Raw genomic sequence first — 14,225 nt, 5'->3', positions numbered from 1 at the left:
CTTCAAAGCACCATCGCCGCCAGCCAGCCAAAGGCCAGCAACGGTAGGTTGTAATGGATGAAGGTCGGCACCACAGTGTCCCAGATATGGTGATGCTGGCCATCCACGTTGAGGCCCGAGGTCGGGCCCAGGGTCGAGTCCGACGCGGGCGAACCGGCATCGCCCAGCGCACCGGCGGTACCGACGATGCACACCGTGGCGACCGGGTCGAAGCCCAGCTGCACGCACAGCGGCACGAAGATCGCGGCCAGGATCGGCACCGTGGAAAACGACGAGCCGATGCCCATGGTCACCAGCAGCCCTACCAACAGCATGAGCAGGGCACCGATGCCCTTGCTGTGGTCGATCCACTGCGCCGAGGTTTCCACCAGGCTCTTCACCTCACCGGTCGCCTTCATCACCTCGGCAAACCCCGAGGCGGCAATCATGATGAAGCCGATCATGGCCATCATCTTCATGCCTTCGGTGAACAGGTCGTCGGTGTCCTTCCAGCGCACGATGCCCGAGAGCGAGAAAATCAAAAAGCCCACCATCGCCCCGATGATCATCGAGTCCAGCCAGAGCTGGATGATGAATGCCGCGGCGATGGCCGCGCCTGCCACCAGCAAGGTCAAGGGGTTGTAGCTGACGCTGACCTGCTCGACCTGTTCGATGCGATTCAGGTCATAGTCACGCTTCTTGCGGTAGCTGAAGAACACGGCCAGCAGCAATCCGGCCAGCATGCCGGCGGCCGGGATGGCCATGGCATGGGTGACATTCACCCCACTGACGTCCACCCCTGCACGGCTGACGTTGGCCAGCAGGATCTCGTTGAGGAAGATGTTGCCAAAGCCGACCGGCAGGAACATGTACGGAGTGATCAGGCCAAACGTGATCACACAGGCGATCAACCGGCGGTCGATGCGCAAGCGGGTCAGCACATAGAGCAGCGGCGGCACCAGCAGCGGTATGAAGGCGATATGGATGGGCAGTATGTTCTGCGACGAGATCGCCACCACCAGCATCAGGCCGATCAGCAGCCACTTGAGCCCACCCGCGTTGCCGTGCCCCTGGCGATCGACCATCGCCAGGGCGCGATCGGCCAGGGCGTGGGCCAGCCCGGACTTGGCGATGGCGACGGCGAAGGCCCCCAGCAGCGCGTAAGACAGCGCCACCGTGGCGCCACCGCCCAGGCCACTGTTGAAAGCCTTGAGCGTGCCTTCGGTGCCCAGGCCTCCGACCAGGCCACCGGCCAGGGCGCCAATGATCAGGGCGATGACCACATGCACGCGGGACAGGCTCAGGATCAGCATGATGCCGACCGCGGCAATGACAGCATTCATTGTGTGGGTTACCTCGTAACGACGGACAAAAAGCGGACGCGCCGGCGACAGGCTGCCTCAAGGCAGTGGCCGGGCCAGGGGATATTGTTATGAAGGGCGCACACTCTGAAGCACGCTCGGTCGCTTGTCAAAGCGCTCAACGCCTGGACCTGACGCAACAGGCTCAGGCAATACGAATTTTTATTGAACGCTTGAATAAAGAAAGCCTGGGAGGCGCCGACACAGGAGGCAGACCCCCGATTTATAACAAGGGATTCGCCCGAAAATGCCTCTGCGACAACTCTCCATCCAGTGGAAGATCACCCTGCTGGCCGGGCTCTGCCTGGCCACCATCGTCACGGTACTGATCGGCCTTTCGCTTTACCGCATGGACCATAGCTCCGACCTGGTCAAAGCCAGCAGCATGCAGATGCTCACCGAGTCGGCCCAGGCGCGCATCGAGTCGCAAGGCGAGGTCCAGGCCTTGAACATCCGCCGCCAGTTCATGGATGCCTACCAGTACGGCGCAGGGTTTGCCCGTCAGGTGCTGTTCCTGCGCGAGCAGGCCGAAAAGCGCTTCCTGGACGCCTACAACCTGCGCGAAGACATGACCCGCCAGGTGCGCGCTGCGCTTCAGGCCAACCCCGACCTGCTGGGCCTGTCGCTGGTGTTCGAGCCTGACGCGCTGGATGGCAAGGACAAACTGTTTACCGGTCAGGCCGAACTGGGCAGCAACGAGACCGGCCGCTTCGCCCTTTACTGGTCGCAACCGCGTGCCGGCCAGCTGACCTCCATGGCCCTGCCCGAGCAGGACATGGCCAACACCGAGATCGGCCCGAGCGGCGAGCCGAACAACACCTGGTGGGTCTGCCCGCGCAGCACCGGCAAGGTCTGCGTGAGCGAGCCGTACTTCTACACCATCGAAGGCCAGCAGGTGCTGATGACCAGCATCGTGTTCCCGCTGATCGTCGCCAACAAGGTGATCGCCACCTTGTCCATCGACATCAACCTCAACAGCCTGCAGGCCCTCAGCCAGGATGCCAGCCGCAACCTCTATGAAGGCCGCACCACGGTCGGCATTCTGAGCCCTGCAGGCCTGCTGGCCGGCTACAGTGCCGATGCCAGCAAACTGGCCCACCGCTTCGACCAGGTCGACACCGCCCAAGGCGCCAGCCTCGTGGGCAAGCTGCCCGAAGGCAAGCTGCAGATTTTGCGCAACGAGCAGCGTCTGAAGGTGCTGGCCGCGTTCGAACCGATCCCTGGCGGCAAGCCTTGGGGCGTGCTGCTCGATGTGCCGGAAAGCGCCCTGACAGGCCCGGCCGAGACGCTCAAGCAGGAACTCGACAGCCTCAACACCAGCGGCACCTTGCTGGAGCTGGGCCTGGGCCTGGCCGTGGCGATTGCCGGCCTGTTGCTGGTGTGGCTGATGGCCCGGGGAGTCACCCGGCCGATCCTGGGCGTGGCCGCCATGCTCAAGGACATCGCCAGCGGTGAAGGCGACCTCACCCGTCGCCTGACCTACGACAAACGCGATGAACTGGGCGAGCTGGCCGGCTGGTTCAACCGTTTCCTCGACAAGCTGCAACCGACCATTGCCGACGTCAAAGCGTCGGTCCAGGCTGCCCGTGGTACCGCCGACCAGTCCGCGGCCATCGCTGCCGAAACCAGCTCCGGCATGGAACAGCAGTACCGCCAGGTCGACCAGGTGGCCACTGCCTCCCACGAAATGAGCGCCACCGCCCAGGATGTCGCCCGCAGCGCGGCTCAGGCGGCCCAGGCCGCACGCGAGGCCGACCAGGCGACCCGCGAAGGTTTGGCGGTGATCGACCGCACCACCACCAGCATCGACGCCTTGGCCGCCGACATGAGCGGCGCCATGGCCCAAGTCCAAGGCCTTGCACAGAACAGCGAGAAGATCGGCTCGGTGCTGGAGGTGATCCGTTCGATCGCCGAACAGACCAACCTGCTGGCCCTCAACGCCGCCATCGAGGCGGCCCGTGCCGGCGAGGCTGGACGTGGCTTTGCTGTGGTCGCCGACGAAGTGCGCAACCTGGCACGCCGCACCCAGGAGTCGGTGGAAGAAACCCGCCAGGTGATCGAAGCCCTGCAGGCCGGGACCCAGGAGGTCGTCGGTGCCATGGACAACAGCCATCGCCAGGCCCAGGGCGGCGTCGAACAGGTCGGCCAGGCGGTCACGGCCCTGCAGCGCATCGGCCAGGCCGTGACGGTGATCACCGACATGAACCTGCAGATCGCCTCGGCCGCCGAGGAGCAAAGCGCGGTGGCCGAAGAGATCAACAACAATGTCGCGACCATTCGCGATGTCACCGAATCGCTGTCCGGCCAGGCCAACGAGTCGGCGCGGGTGAGCCAGTCGCTCAATGACCTGGCCAACCAGCAGCAGCGGCTGATGGATCAGTTCCGCGTCTGAATCCTGCATCGCCGGGGCCGCTGCGCGGCCCTTGCAACCTCGTCGTCTACACTTGCCACAACCCAAGGACCGGCAACCGACGAGGCTCTGATGAAACGAATTCCAACGCTGCTGGCCGGCCTGCTGCTTGCCGTGGGCCTGGCCAGCACCGACAGCGCAGCCGCCGAGGAGCGCACGCCGATTCACTTCGGTGCCATCGGCTGGGAAAGCGGCGCCCTGACCACCGAGATCCTGCGCCTGATCGTCGAACACGGCTTCGGCTACCCCACCGATACCCTCCCCGGCAGCACCGTCAGCATGGAAGTGGCCTTGGCACGCAACGACCTGCAGGTGATCGCCGAGGAATGGGCCGGACGCAGCCCCGCCTGGGTCAAGGCCGAACAGGCCGGCCAGGTATTCGCCCTGGGCGATACAGTGAAAAATGCCGAAGAAGGCTGGTGGGTGCCGGCCTATGTGATCAAGGGCGACCCGGCCCGCAACCTGAAGGCGCTGGCGCCGGATCTGCGTAGCGTCGAAGACCTCAAACGCTACCCTCAGGTGTTTCGCGATCCGGAAACACCGGAAAAAGGCCGCTTTCTCAATAGCCCCAGCGGCTGGACCTCCGAAACAGTCAACAGCCAGAAGCTCAAGGCCTATGGCCTGGATACCCTCTACAACAATTTCCGCAGTGGCTCCGGCGCCGCCCTGGATGCGGAAATCGGCTCGGCGATCCGTCGCGGCCAACCTGTGCTGTTCTATTACTGGAGCCCTACGCCGCTGATGGGCCGCTATGACCTGGTCCGACTCGAAGAACCGCCGTTCGACCCCGCAGCCTGGGCAACCCTCACCGACGCGAAAAACCCACACCCCAAAGGCAGCCGTTCGCTGCCCGCCAAATTGTCGATCGGTGTGTCGGCGCCCTTTCGCGAGCACTACCCAGACCTGGTGGCGGTGTTCGAGAAAGTCGACCTGCCCATCGACCGCCTGAACAAAGCCCTGGCCCACATGAGCGAAACCCGCCAGTCACCACGTGAGGCTGCCTTGATGTTCCTGCGCGACCATCCAGCGGTCTGGAAGGCCTGGCTGCCCGCCGAGGTCGCCGCCAAGGTCGAGGGCGCGCTGTGAGCGCAGGGTTTCCCGATGCCTGGCAGTTCTCCTTCGCCGAATGGGTCAACCGCCTGGTCGACTGGCTGGTGCTGCGCTATGGCGATCAACTGCGCAGCTTGTCCGACCATTTGCTGCAATTGCTGGTGGGCCTGGAAAGCCTGTTGCGCTTGCTGCCCTGGTGGCTGCTGCTCCTGCTGGTCGGCCTGCTCGCCTGGCACGCCAGCCGCAGCCTGACACGCGCGCTGGTGCTCAGTGCCCTGCTGGCGCTGATCGGCATGATCGGGTTATGGGACAAGCTGCTGCAAACCCTGGCGCTGGTGCTGGTCAGTACCGGCTTGTGCGTGCTGATCGGAGTACCCCTAGGGGTCGTCCTGGCGACCCGTCCCTTGGCACGGCGCCTGGTGCTGCCGGTGCTGGACGTGATGCAGACCTTGCCGGCCTTCGTGTACCTGATCCCGGTATTGATGCTGTTCGGCCTGGGCAAGGTCCCGGCCGTGTTCGCCACCTTGGTCTACGCCCTGCCCCCCTTGGTACGCCTGACTGAGCTGGGCCTGGCGCAGATCGACCCATCACTGCTGCAAGCGGCCCACGGCCTGGGCGCCAACCGCTGGCAACGCCTGCGCCGCATCGCCCTGCCCCTGGCGTTGCCGAGCATCATGGCCGGGCTCAACCAGTCGGTGATGATGGCGCTGTCGATGGTGGTGGTAGCCTCGATGATCGGCGCCCGAGGCCTGGGCGAGGATGTGCTGTCCGGGATCCAGACACTCAATGTTGGCCAAGGTGTTGAGGCAGGGCTTGCGATCGTCGCACTGGCCATGGTCATCGACCGCATCAGCCAGGCCTACGGGCAACCACGACGTTGAGCAATGAGGCCGCGCAGCGGCCCCAAGGCGTCAGGCTCAACGCTTCATGCAGCGCTGGTAACGCTCATCGACCCTTCCTGCGAACCATGCGGTGGTCAGCTTGCGAGTGATCTTCGGGCTCTTGAGTTCGATTCCCGGCAGCACCGCACGCGGCAACGGTTTGCCCGCCTTGGCGTCCGCCAGGGCGAACACGCCTTGGTACAGATCGGTGTCCTCGAACGCCAGGCTGTCACCTTTCTCCAGCTGGCTGCGGATCTGCGGGTTGCGCAGCCCCAGCTTGACGCCCAACTTACGCGCCGCCTGTTCAGTGCTGCCCGGCATGATCGAGCCTGGCGCAATCAGGTCGCCATCGAGCGCCAGCGTCACACCACTCGCCCGGCTGAGCGCCGCCTGGAACGCCGCGTTGCGGCTGGCGTACCAGCCCGCGTTGAAATCTGCGAAGCGATACAACTGGCGTTGATAGTGGCTGGGATACCCCAGCAGGTGGGCAATACCGAAGTACAGACCGCCACGGCGGGTGAAGACCTCCTGGCGAATCGTGCCCTCATAGCTGTAGGGATAATCCTTGGCATGGCGCTCGGCGAATTCGATGCTGACCTGCATCGGCCCACCGGTACGGACCGGGTTCAGACCGCCCAGCAGCGTACGCCCCAGCGGCAGGCCGGCGATGAAGTCATCGAACAGGCCGCTCAACTGCTTTTCGCTGCGCACGGCCATCAAGCGTTGCTGGTAGGTCTTGCCATTGCCCGACGGGGTTTTCAATGCCCCATCGACCAGCAATTTGGGAATGTGCAGCCGCGCGGCGCGCCGATCGATCTCTTCGCGGGCGATGCGGCCCAGGTTCGGCACCTGAGGATCGGCATTGAACGTCGACTCCTGCTCGGTCACCGCCAGCACCGCGCACAGGTTGCTCTTGCTTGGATTGATGCGTTGGGCAGCAAAAGCGGTCTGGATATCCCGGGCCCAGCCGTCCCTGTCCTTGATCGATGCCGGCAGCAGGCGCTTGACCTGAGCCTGCACCTGGGCCGGATCGGCCTCGGAAACTTCAGGCGAGGTCGTACACCCCTGCAATACCCCCAGGACCACCAAGCCCAGTGCGGCCAGCCTGCCGCTCGTCCTGGCAGTCAAGGCTGTTCGCCCACCAGGTAGGTCTTGCTGAGGTGGCGGAACAGCGGATGATCGGCGCTGCCCATCAACTCGAACAACACCATCTCGCGGGTCACCACCTGGGCGCCGGCATCGCGCATGCGAGCCAGGCCCGCCGCCTTGCTGGCGGGGATGCGGCTGTCGCAGGCATCCTCGACCACGAACACCTGCTTGCCCAGGCCCAAAAGGCCCAGCACGGTCTGCAACACGCAGACATGGGTTTCCATGCCACAGACGATCACCTGCTCACGCGCCATCAGGCTGGCCGGCAAGCACTCGGCGGCCACGCAAGAAAAATGCTGCTTTTCCACGATCTGCGCCGCCGGCGATGCGGCCTTGAGTTCGGCCAAGGTCGGGCCAAGGCCTTTGGGGTACTGTTCGGAAATCACCGTCGGCAGCTCCAGCTCGGCGGTCGCCGCCAACAGCCAGCGCGCCCGGGCGCGGGTGCCTTCGGGGTCGCTCATGGCGTTGATGAGTTTTTCCTGGATATCGACGACCAGCAGCGTGGCCTTGCGAGGATCGATCAGCATTGTCTGCCCTAGCCTGTGAAAATGGGCAGCCCAGGGTGGGCTGCAAAGCCCACTAGGCTGGCCGAGGCAAAGGGCGACGTCAATCAGGCACAGTGTCGAAGCGGCGCCAAGGCATCGGCCAAGAGGCCCAGTACCTGGTCTTCGTGCTGATGAATGAAGAAGTGCCCACCGGGGAAGATATCAAGGGTGAACGCACCCTGCGTCTCTTGTCCCCAGGCCTGCAATTGCTCCTGGCTCGCCCGGTCGTCTTCGCCGCCCAACACATGCAGCGGGCAGTCCAGGGGCGGACGCTGACGGTAGACATAGCGCCCGCACAGCAGAAAATCCGCACGCAAGATCGGCAAGGTGAGGCTCATCAGTTCCTGGTTGGCCAGCACCTCTTCGGGCGTGCCCTGCAGCTTGCGCAACTCTTCGATCAATTCGTCGTCGCGCCGAGGTTCACGCCATTGCACGCCGTCATAGTCCTCACGGCGGCTCGGCGCCGCGGTACCGCAGGCAAACAACGCGAGCGGCGGCGGGCAACCCTGGGCCTGCAGCGCGTGGGCAAGCTCGAAGGCCAACAGCGCACCCAGGCTGTGGCCCAACAAGGCATAAGGGGCACGGGCCGATGCGCGGTGTTCGGCAGCCAGTTGCCGGGCCAGGGCCTGCATGTCGGTCTGCAAGGGCTCGCCCAGGCGCATGCCGCGACCGGGCAGTTCCACCGGGCACACCTGCAGCCAGGCCGGCACCTTGCGACGCCAACGGCGATAGACCATGGCGCTGGCGCCGGAGTACGGCAGGCACAGCAGATTCACTGCATCCACAGGCAACGCCTCATTGAACCTGGGCCTGGGCCATCTTCTGACGCAGGCTCAGCGGCCGCATGTCGGTCCAGACTTCATCGATGTAGGCCAGGCAGTCTTTTTTCAGGCCGCTCTTGCCCACGGCACGCCAGCCGTTGGGGATCGCCTTGTAGTCAGGCCAGATGGAGTATTGCTCTTCGTGGTTGACCACTACCTGGAACACGATATCGTCGCGGTCGAATACGGACGTCATTGCCTGTCTCCTTGAATGATGAGGGCCGCTGCGCGGTGCGCAGGGCGGCTATCCAACAAACGAAAGGTCGACGGCGAAAATTAGTCGCTGTCCGTGCTTTGCAAGCAGCGTGTAGGGTGGCATAAATCCAGATCCCCCTTGGCGATGCCTATTTCGGAGATCCCCCCATGCTAGGCGTGACCGACTACGGTGCTTTCGTTGTTGCGTTCCTCATCCTCCTGGCCATCCCCGGGCCTGGCAACTTCGCGCTGATCACCGCCACCGGCAAGGGTGGCATCAAAGGTGGGCTGGCCGCGACCTTGGGCGTGATCCTGGGTGATCAGGTCTTGATGTGGTTGGCGGTGGCCGGTGTCGCCACGCTGCTGGCAGCCTACCCTGCGGCCTTCCATGTGGTGCAGTGGGCGGGGGCGGCCTACCTGGCTTGGCTCGGCCTGCGCATGGTGCTGAGCAAGCCGGGGGGCGCCCCGCGCGAGAGCCGCATGGCCAGCGGGCACTATCTGCGCCAGACGATGATGATCACGCTGCTCAACCCCAAGGCGATCATGTTCTACATGGCGTTCTTCCCGTTGTTTGTCGACCCGGTGCGCCACCAGGGCGTGGTGACTTTTGCCTTCATGGCGGTGACCGTCGCCGCGCTGACCTTCCTGTATGGCCTGATCGCGGTGCTGTTGACCCATCACCTGGCCGAGCGCATGCGCGCCAACCCACGGGTGTCCAATCTGCTGGAGCGCCTGGCAGGCGCCTGCCTGGTGGGGTTCGGGATCAAGCTGGCGGCGATGCGCTGAAAATCAGGCGTCGCGCAGCAGGTCGTGGGCATCGAGCAGACGGAAGGCCACCTGCGGGTTGCGCTCGAGGCCTCGGCGGATGGCGGCCGGAATGGCCTGGCGGGTCTTGCGGCACAGCCCGGGCTGTTCCTCCAGTTCGATACTGATACCGCGCATGGTGCGGACTTCGTTGTAGCCAGGGGCGATGCGCAGGCGAATCCCCAGCTGCTCGTACAGGCGCACCTGTAGACGCTCCAGATCGTCCAGGTCCCTGAGGTGCTCCAGGCGCTCTAGCAGGCGCTTTTCTTCCTGGCGGGTCAACAGCAGGATCCGCTGGGCCTGGGGTGGGCTTTCGTGCAGCCGCTCGCGCCCGCAATCGCAGAGGCCCGGTGGGCAGGGTTGGCGAAGGGGAAGCTCGGTGATGGTCATGGAGCAAGCATAGATCTTTCCCTGTCCAACTTCATGAGTGCGTTGCGATCGGCTGATTACACCGACACCGCACTTTTCGAGCAGCCAGGGGTCTACCCCCTCTTTTGCCGTACGCAATCGATTGCCGGCCGTTTTTTCACCATGCACAAAGCGGGGCCAAACGCCGTGTGCTTGTGTAGGATGGGCAGCTAGGCGCTGCCAGTCATAGGGAGATTTTCATGCGCGTCCTGTCATCCGTTGCCCGCTTTGCCGCCCTGACACTGGGCCTTGTCGCCTCCACCGGTGCCTTGGCCTTTACCGGTGAAGAAGGTCAACTGATCGAGTCGATCAATGCCTATCGCAGCCAAGCCCAGCGCTGCGGCGGCGAGGCCTCCCTGGAGCTGCCGCCGCTCAACAGCGACACCCGCCTTGCGCTTTCGCCGGAAGGCACCCGGGACCTGCAACAGGCCATGAGCCGCGCCGCCTATCCCATGGTCAACGTCCAGGCGATCAGCCTGTCCGGCCCACGCGATGCCCGGGCGGCGATGAATGCCATCGAGGAAAGCTTCTGCCAGGTTGTCCTTGACCCACAATTCGTCGACATCGGTGTCAGCCAGGAAGGCCGTGACTGGCGCATAGTCTTGGCCCGCCCCCTGCTCAGCGGGCGCCTGGGTGACTGGCAGGCCGAAGGCCAGAAACTGCTGCAGGCGATCAACGCCGCACGCAAAGCGCCGCGCCAATGCGGCGGTCAACCCTTCGCCGCTGCCCCTGCCCTGAACTGGAACAACACCTTGGCCGGTGTCGCCGCCAACCACACCCGGGCCATGGCCAACCAGAACTTCTTCGACCATATCGACCGCGACGGCCGTACCCCTGGCGACCGGGCGGAGCTGGCCGGCTACCTGTACCGGCAGATCGGCGAGAACATCGCCGCCGGTCGTGACACGGCAAACAAGGTGGTCGATGGCTGGCTGGCCAGCCCCGGCCATTGCGCCACCCTGATGAACCCCGACTTCACCGAGCTGGGCGCCGCCTATGCGGTGGACCCTAAGAGCGATGCGGGTATCTACTGGACCGGGTTGTTCGGGTCGCCGCAATGATTGCCGTGGAGGTGTTCGCAACGCCGGGGGAGACTCACTCCCCTGGCCTTCCCGAGGCGCGCAGCGTCAACGCCGTACAGCCAAACCTGCGGCGTACGCACTTGCCCAGGTAACTGACATCCCCCAACCCCACCTCATCGGCGATCTGCGCCAAGCCGTGACTTGAGTTGAGCAACCGCCAGCGCGCCTGCTGCAGGCGCATCTCGAGCCACCAGGCCTTGGCCGTCATGCCGTGACTGGCCTGGAACTGGCGGTCCAGCTGGCGCCGGCTGATGCCCAGTTCTGCCGCCAGCTGTTCAAGGGTCAGGTTCGAGCCCAGGTGATGACGCATCAACGCGATAGCACGCTGCACCGCACGCCCCTGCCCTGGCTCCTGCTCCAGGGAGCGCAAGGCATGGCGACTGTCGCGGGTCTCGTCCACGAGCATGTCGGCCAAGCCCTTGAGTGCCCGCGCCCGGCCACAGGCACGCGACAACAGTTCCACCGCCAGGTCGATGGCCGCCGTGCCCCCAGCACAGGAGATCCGTGCGCCATCGAAGCAATACAGCTGCTCGCGCAGCACCTGCACGGACGGGAACGAGGCGCGAAACTCCGTCTCGTGGCGCCAGTGCACCACCACTTTGTGGCCATCGAGCAAACCACAGGCCGCCAGCAGAAACACCGCATTGTCGACGCCTACCAGCTTCAGCCCCGCCCGGACAGCGCGCTTGAGCAAAGCCCGGTAACGCGGAGCCAGCGCCGCCGTCGCCGCGGCGTTGCGCCCGCCGAACAGCACCAGGTAGTCATGGCCTTTGAAGTCCACCGATTGCGCCGTGGCCTGCACCTGAACCACCGCGCCGCTGCTCGAGGGCACAGGATCGGCAGTCAGCCCGAGCAAAGTCCAACTGCAATAGCGCTGGCGACTGTAGTCTTCGTCGTCCGCACTAAAGCGCAGTTTGTCGAGGAAAGCCCCGAACGGTAGCAAGGCGAATTCCGGCAGGGGAAGGATCAACAGACGAATGTCAGGGGTCATGCAGGGCACGTCCAAAGATAACCGCAGAAAGTCCAGATATTACCTTAGCAATCTTGACGCTTACCCTAGACTGGCGCTCTTCACCCCCAAAGGCTTTCTCCATGGCGCTGGATATTTGGCTCATCTATCTGCTGGCCAGCATTGGCTTGTCCTTGACCCCTGGTCCGAACAGCCTGCTGGCCCTGACCCACGGCGCGCTCTATGGCGCCCGTCGCACCCTGTACACCATCGTGGGAGGCGTGTTCGGATTCAGCGCGCTGATTGCCTTGGCGATGTTCGGCCTCAGTGCCCTGCTGCATACCTCAGCCTCGCTGCTGCAGGTGCTCAAATGGGTCGGTGGGGCCTATCTCTTGTGGCTGGGCATTCAGCTCTGGCGTAGCCCGGCGATGCGCCTGGAGCTTGCTGAGGGCACCACGCGTCTGGGCAACCGTGGGCTGTTCCGCCAGGGCTTTCTGTCGGCCATGGCCAACCCCAAGGTGTTGTTGTTCTATGGCGCCTTTTTGCCGCAGTTCATCGACCCTCAACGCGGGCTGGCGATGCAGTTCGTGATCATGGCGGCGACCTTTGCCAGCGTGGAGTTCGTGGTCGAATACCTGCTGGCGCGCCTGGCCTTTCGCGTGCGCCCTTGGCTGGCCAAGGGGGGGCGTGGTTTCAATCGCTGCTGCGGGACGCTGTTCGCACTGATCGGCGTGGCGCTGCCACTGGGGCGCTGAGCCGATCTACACTCAGGGGCCTCACTGGCTTAGCACGCGAGGCCCCAATGCCCGAAAACCTGTTCACGGCCCTTCCTCCGCTCGCCCCCCAGGCGAGCGAGCAGTTCGACGAGCTTCTGCGCCGGCCGGGTCTGCGCATCGAGCGCATCGTCTCCAGTGGCCAGGCCAGCCCGCCTGGCTTCTGGTACGACCAGGCCGAAGGTGAATGGGTACTGCTGCTCACCGGCAGCGCCGGGCTCAGGCTTGAGCATGAGCCCCACGAGCGGGTGCTGCGCCCCGGCGATCATCTGGATATCCCGCCCCATTGCCGGCACCGGGTGGAGTGGACCGAGGCCGGTGTGGCGACGGTCTGGCTGGCAGTGTTCTACGGCAACTGAGGCTGAACCCCCTCTGTCGGGCCACCCTGCAACTGGTAGAAGCGCCAAGGCAGCAGCAACGCCGCCACCGCCAGGCCGCAGGCAAAACCGACCCAGACCCCGACCGGCCCCAACGGCGAATGGAACGCCAGGGCGTAGCTGAGCGGCAATGCCAACAGCCAATAGCTGACCAAGGTCACGCCCACCGGCCAGCGGTAGTCCTGCAATCCGCGCAGGGCTCCCAAAGCTGTGGACTGCAAACCATCGGCGATCTGCATGGTCGCGACCACCACGAACATCGGCACCGCGATGGCGATCACCTGCGGGTCGTCACTCATGGCCTCGGCGATCGCCCGGCCAAACACCATCAGCAGCAGGGTACTGGCCACCATCCAGGCGCTGACACTGATGAAGGTGGCGCTGCCAATGGCCTTGATACGCGCACGCTGGCCTTGGCCCTGGGCCTGGCTGATGCGGATGCTCACCGCCGCGGCCATGCCCAACGGCAGCATGTACAGCAACGAGCCGATCGACTGCACCACCTGATTGGCGGCCAGCGCCGCCGTGCCCAGCCAGCCGAGCATCCAGGCCGCGATCACCACGGCGCCAGCCTCGGCCAGGTAGCCCAGCCCCAGCGGCCAGCCCTCTCCCATCAGCGTGCGCCAGGCCAACCGGGGGCCCAGGGAGGCTCGCCGGTAGACCGATAGCGAAGGCGCCAGACGCCAATAGGCAAATGCCAGCAGCACAGCCAGGGATTCGGCCAGCACGCTGGCGATACCGGCGCCCAACAAGCCCAGGGCCGGCAAGCCGAAATGTCCGTGGATCAGGCCGTAGCTCAAGGGCACGTTGAACACGACCGCACTCATCACCACCAACACCGCGGCCCACGGGCGACCGACGGCCTCCAGCACGTCCTTGAACACCACGGCCAGGCAGAACGGAATCAAGAACACCGCCATCGCCTGCCAGTACGGCGCCAGTACCTTTACGTCCGGCAACGGCACGCCGGCCCATTGCAGCACCGGCAGGCTGCCCAGCATCGCCAGGCAGCCGAGGGTGCCGACCAACAGGCCGTAACCCAGCCCCGCACGCAGTGTGCGTGCCAATCCCTCGGCATCGCCGGCACCGAAGGCATGGCCCACCCGCACACTGAGGGTGGCGAGCATGCCGTAGAGCCCAGCGTGAAAGATCAACCCGGCGCTGGCCGTGAGCGAAACACAGGCCAGTACCAGCGTCCCCAGCGAGGCCAGCATCAGGGTGTCGGTCAAGCTGATCAGCTCACTGGCCGAGAGTCCCAGCACCAGCGGCAAAGCCAGGCGCAGCAAGCCCGGCAATTCGGCAAGCCATGTACGTTGAGGGTGCTGCAGGGACGCGGACATAGGACAAACCTCCAATTAGCATACGCCGCGTATGCTAATACCCCTTATTGACATACGCAACGTATGCTAATTTGCGTCCACTGTTATCTCCCAGGAGCTGC

The 14,225-nt window shown here is 64.7% G+C and carries 15 protein-coding genes and 1 pseudogene; 8 read left to right on the top strand and 8 right to left on the bottom strand.

Annotated elements, in window-relative coordinates:
* Positions 1-2 precede the first annotated feature (2 nt).
* Positions 3-1,322, bottom strand: coding sequence for a Na+/H+ antiporter family protein (locus BLS27_RS00770; RefSeq protein ID WP_043211279.1), 1,320 nt, complete (start codon positions 1,320-1,322; stop codon positions 3-5).
* Between the two features lie 265 nt (positions 1,323-1,587).
* Between BLS27_RS00770 and BLS27_RS24105 the strand changes: the two are divergent.
* From BLS27_RS24105 to BLS27_RS00755, 4 genes and pseudogenes are all read left to right on the top strand, one after another.
* Positions 1,588-2,874: pseudogene (locus BLS27_RS24105) on the top strand (methyl-accepting chemotaxis protein); the annotation flags it as partial.
* A gap of 102 nt (positions 2,875-2,976) precedes the next feature.
* Complete coding sequence (locus tag BLS27_RS24100; protein WP_371906685.1) at positions 2,977-3,732, top strand: methyl-accepting chemotaxis protein; 756 nt, start codon at positions 2,977-2,979, stop codon at positions 3,730-3,732.
* Positions 3,733-3,822: 90 nt separating this feature from the next.
* Positions 3,823-4,836, top strand: a complete 1,014-nt coding sequence (locus BLS27_RS00760) for an ABC transporter substrate-binding protein (protein WP_090342342.1) — start codon at positions 3,823-3,825, stop codon at positions 4,834-4,836.
* Complete coding sequence (locus BLS27_RS00755; RefSeq protein ID WP_043211287.1) at positions 4,833-5,681, top strand: ABC transporter permease; 849 nt, start codon at positions 4,833-4,835, stop codon at positions 5,679-5,681. Before BLS27_RS00760 ends, BLS27_RS00755 begins: the two co-directional genes overlap by 4 nt.
* Positions 5,682-5,717: 36 nt before the next feature.
* Here BLS27_RS00755 and BLS27_RS00750 read toward each other — a convergent pair whose 3' ends face one another.
* The 4 genes from BLS27_RS00750 to BLS27_RS00735 form a co-directional block, all read right to left on the bottom strand.
* The gene (locus BLS27_RS00750) at positions 5,718-6,809 is read right to left on the bottom strand and encodes a DUF1615 domain-containing protein (protein WP_372240757.1); all 1,092 of its coding nucleotides are present in this window, start codon (positions 6,807-6,809) and stop codon (positions 5,718-5,720) included.
* Positions 6,806-7,357, bottom strand: a complete 552-nt coding sequence (locus BLS27_RS00745) for a hydrolase (RefSeq protein WP_090342336.1) — start codon at positions 7,355-7,357, stop codon at positions 6,806-6,808. Before BLS27_RS00745 ends, BLS27_RS00750 begins: the two co-directional genes overlap by 4 nt.
* Positions 7,358-7,440: 83 nt before the next feature.
* Positions 7,441-8,160, bottom strand: a complete 720-nt coding sequence (locus BLS27_RS00740) for a thioesterase II family protein (protein WP_090342332.1) — start codon at positions 8,158-8,160, stop codon at positions 7,441-7,443.
* A gap of 10 nt (positions 8,161-8,170) precedes the next feature.
* The gene (locus BLS27_RS00735) at positions 8,171-8,392 is read right to left on the bottom strand and encodes an MbtH family protein (RefSeq protein WP_043211294.1); all 222 of its coding nucleotides are present in this window, start codon (positions 8,390-8,392) and stop codon (positions 8,171-8,173) included.
* 167 nt (positions 8,393-8,559) lie between these two features.
* Between BLS27_RS00735 and BLS27_RS00730 the strand changes: the two genes are divergently transcribed.
* A complete protein-coding gene (locus BLS27_RS00730) occupies positions 8,560-9,177 on the top strand; it encodes a LysE family transporter (protein WP_043211296.1) in 618 nt (205 codons plus the stop codon).
* Between the two features lie 3 nt (positions 9,178-9,180).
* Here the strand turns inward: BLS27_RS00730 and BLS27_RS00725 are convergent, their stop codons facing one another.
* Entirely contained in the window at positions 9,181-9,585 is a 405-nt protein-coding gene (locus BLS27_RS00725) for a hypothetical protein (protein WP_043211298.1), read from the bottom strand.
* A gap of 218 nt (positions 9,586-9,803) precedes the next feature.
* Between BLS27_RS00725 and BLS27_RS00720 the strand changes: the two genes are divergently transcribed.
* The gene (locus tag BLS27_RS00720; protein ID WP_043211300.1) at positions 9,804-10,664 is read left to right on the top strand and encodes a CAP domain-containing protein; all 861 of its coding nucleotides are present in this window, start codon (positions 9,804-9,806) and stop codon (positions 10,662-10,664) included.
* A gap of 34 nt (positions 10,665-10,698) precedes the next feature.
* Here BLS27_RS00720 and BLS27_RS00715 read toward each other — a convergent pair whose 3' ends face one another.
* Positions 10,699-11,676: a GlxA family transcriptional regulator gene (locus tag BLS27_RS00715; protein ID WP_090342325.1), complete on the bottom strand. Its 978-nt coding sequence runs from the start codon at positions 11,674-11,676 to the stop codon at positions 10,699-10,701.
* 101 nt (positions 11,677-11,777) lie between these two features.
* Here BLS27_RS00715 and BLS27_RS00710 point away from each other — a divergent pair, with 101 nt between their 5' ends.
* On the top strand, positions 11,778-12,389 hold the full coding sequence (locus tag BLS27_RS00710; RefSeq protein ID WP_043211305.1) for a LysE family translocator: 612 nt from the start codon (positions 11,778-11,780) through the stop codon (positions 12,387-12,389).
* Between the two features lie 47 nt (positions 12,390-12,436).
* On the top strand, positions 12,437-12,766 hold the full coding sequence (locus BLS27_RS00705) for a cupin domain-containing protein (RefSeq protein WP_043211307.1): 330 nt from the start codon (positions 12,437-12,439) through the stop codon (positions 12,764-12,766).
* On the opposite strand, the gene BLS27_RS00700 is transcribed toward BLS27_RS00705, so the two are convergent.
* Positions 12,754-14,124, bottom strand: coding sequence for an MATE family efflux transporter (locus tag BLS27_RS00700; protein ID WP_090342322.1), 1,371 nt, complete (start codon positions 14,122-14,124; stop codon positions 12,754-12,756). The genes BLS27_RS00705 and BLS27_RS00700 overlap by 13 nt on opposite strands.
* Positions 14,125-14,225: the final 101 nt, after the last annotated feature.

The sequence above is a fragment of the Pseudomonas guariconensis genome, assembly GCF_900102675.1.
In the GTDB taxonomy this organism is placed as follows: Bacteria; Pseudomonadota; Gammaproteobacteria; order Pseudomonadales; family Pseudomonadaceae; genus Aquipseudomonas; species Aquipseudomonas guariconensis.
The sequence above is the reverse complement of the archived record's forward strand: the minus strand, read 5'-3'. Positions and strand labels throughout refer to the sequence as shown.

Coding starts and splice junctions, on each gene's coding strand:
- BLS27_RS00770 (WP_043211279.1), bottom strand. CDS start 1,322: ATGAATGCTGTCATTGCCGCGGTCGGCATCATGCTGATCCTGAGCCTG.
- BLS27_RS24100 (WP_371906685.1), top strand. CDS start 2,977: ATGGAACAGCAGTACCGCCAGGTCGACCAGGTGGCCACTGCCTCCCAC.
- BLS27_RS00760 (WP_090342342.1), top strand. CDS start 3,823: ATGAAACGAATTCCAACGCTGCTGGCCGGCCTGCTGCTTGCCGTGGGC.
- BLS27_RS00745 (WP_090342336.1), bottom strand. CDS start 7,357: ATGCTGATCGATCCTCGCAAGGCCACGCTGCTGGTCGTCGATATCCAG.
- BLS27_RS00735 (WP_043211294.1), bottom strand. CDS start 8,392: ATGACGTCCGTATTCGACCGCGACGATATCGTGTTCCAGGTAGTGGTC.
- BLS27_RS00730 (WP_043211296.1), top strand. CDS start 8,560: ATGCTAGGCGTGACCGACTACGGTGCTTTCGTTGTTGCGTTCCTCATC.
- BLS27_RS00725 (WP_043211298.1), bottom strand. CDS start 9,585: ATGACCATCACCGAGCTTCCCCTTCGCCAACCCTGCCCACCGGGCCTC.
- BLS27_RS00720 (WP_043211300.1), top strand. CDS start 9,804: ATGCGCGTCCTGTCATCCGTTGCCCGCTTTGCCGCCCTGACACTGGGC.
- BLS27_RS00715 (WP_090342325.1), bottom strand. CDS start 11,676: ATGACCCCTGACATTCGTCTGTTGATCCTTCCCCTGCCGGAATTCGCC.
- BLS27_RS00710 (WP_043211305.1), top strand. CDS start 11,778: ATGGCGCTGGATATTTGGCTCATCTATCTGCTGGCCAGCATTGGCTTG.
- BLS27_RS00705 (WP_043211307.1), top strand. CDS start 12,437: ATGCCCGAAAACCTGTTCACGGCCCTTCCTCCGCTCGCCCCCCAGGCG.
- BLS27_RS00700 (WP_090342322.1), bottom strand. CDS start 14,124: ATGTCCGCGTCCCTGCAGCACCCTCAACGTACATGGCTTGCCGAATTG.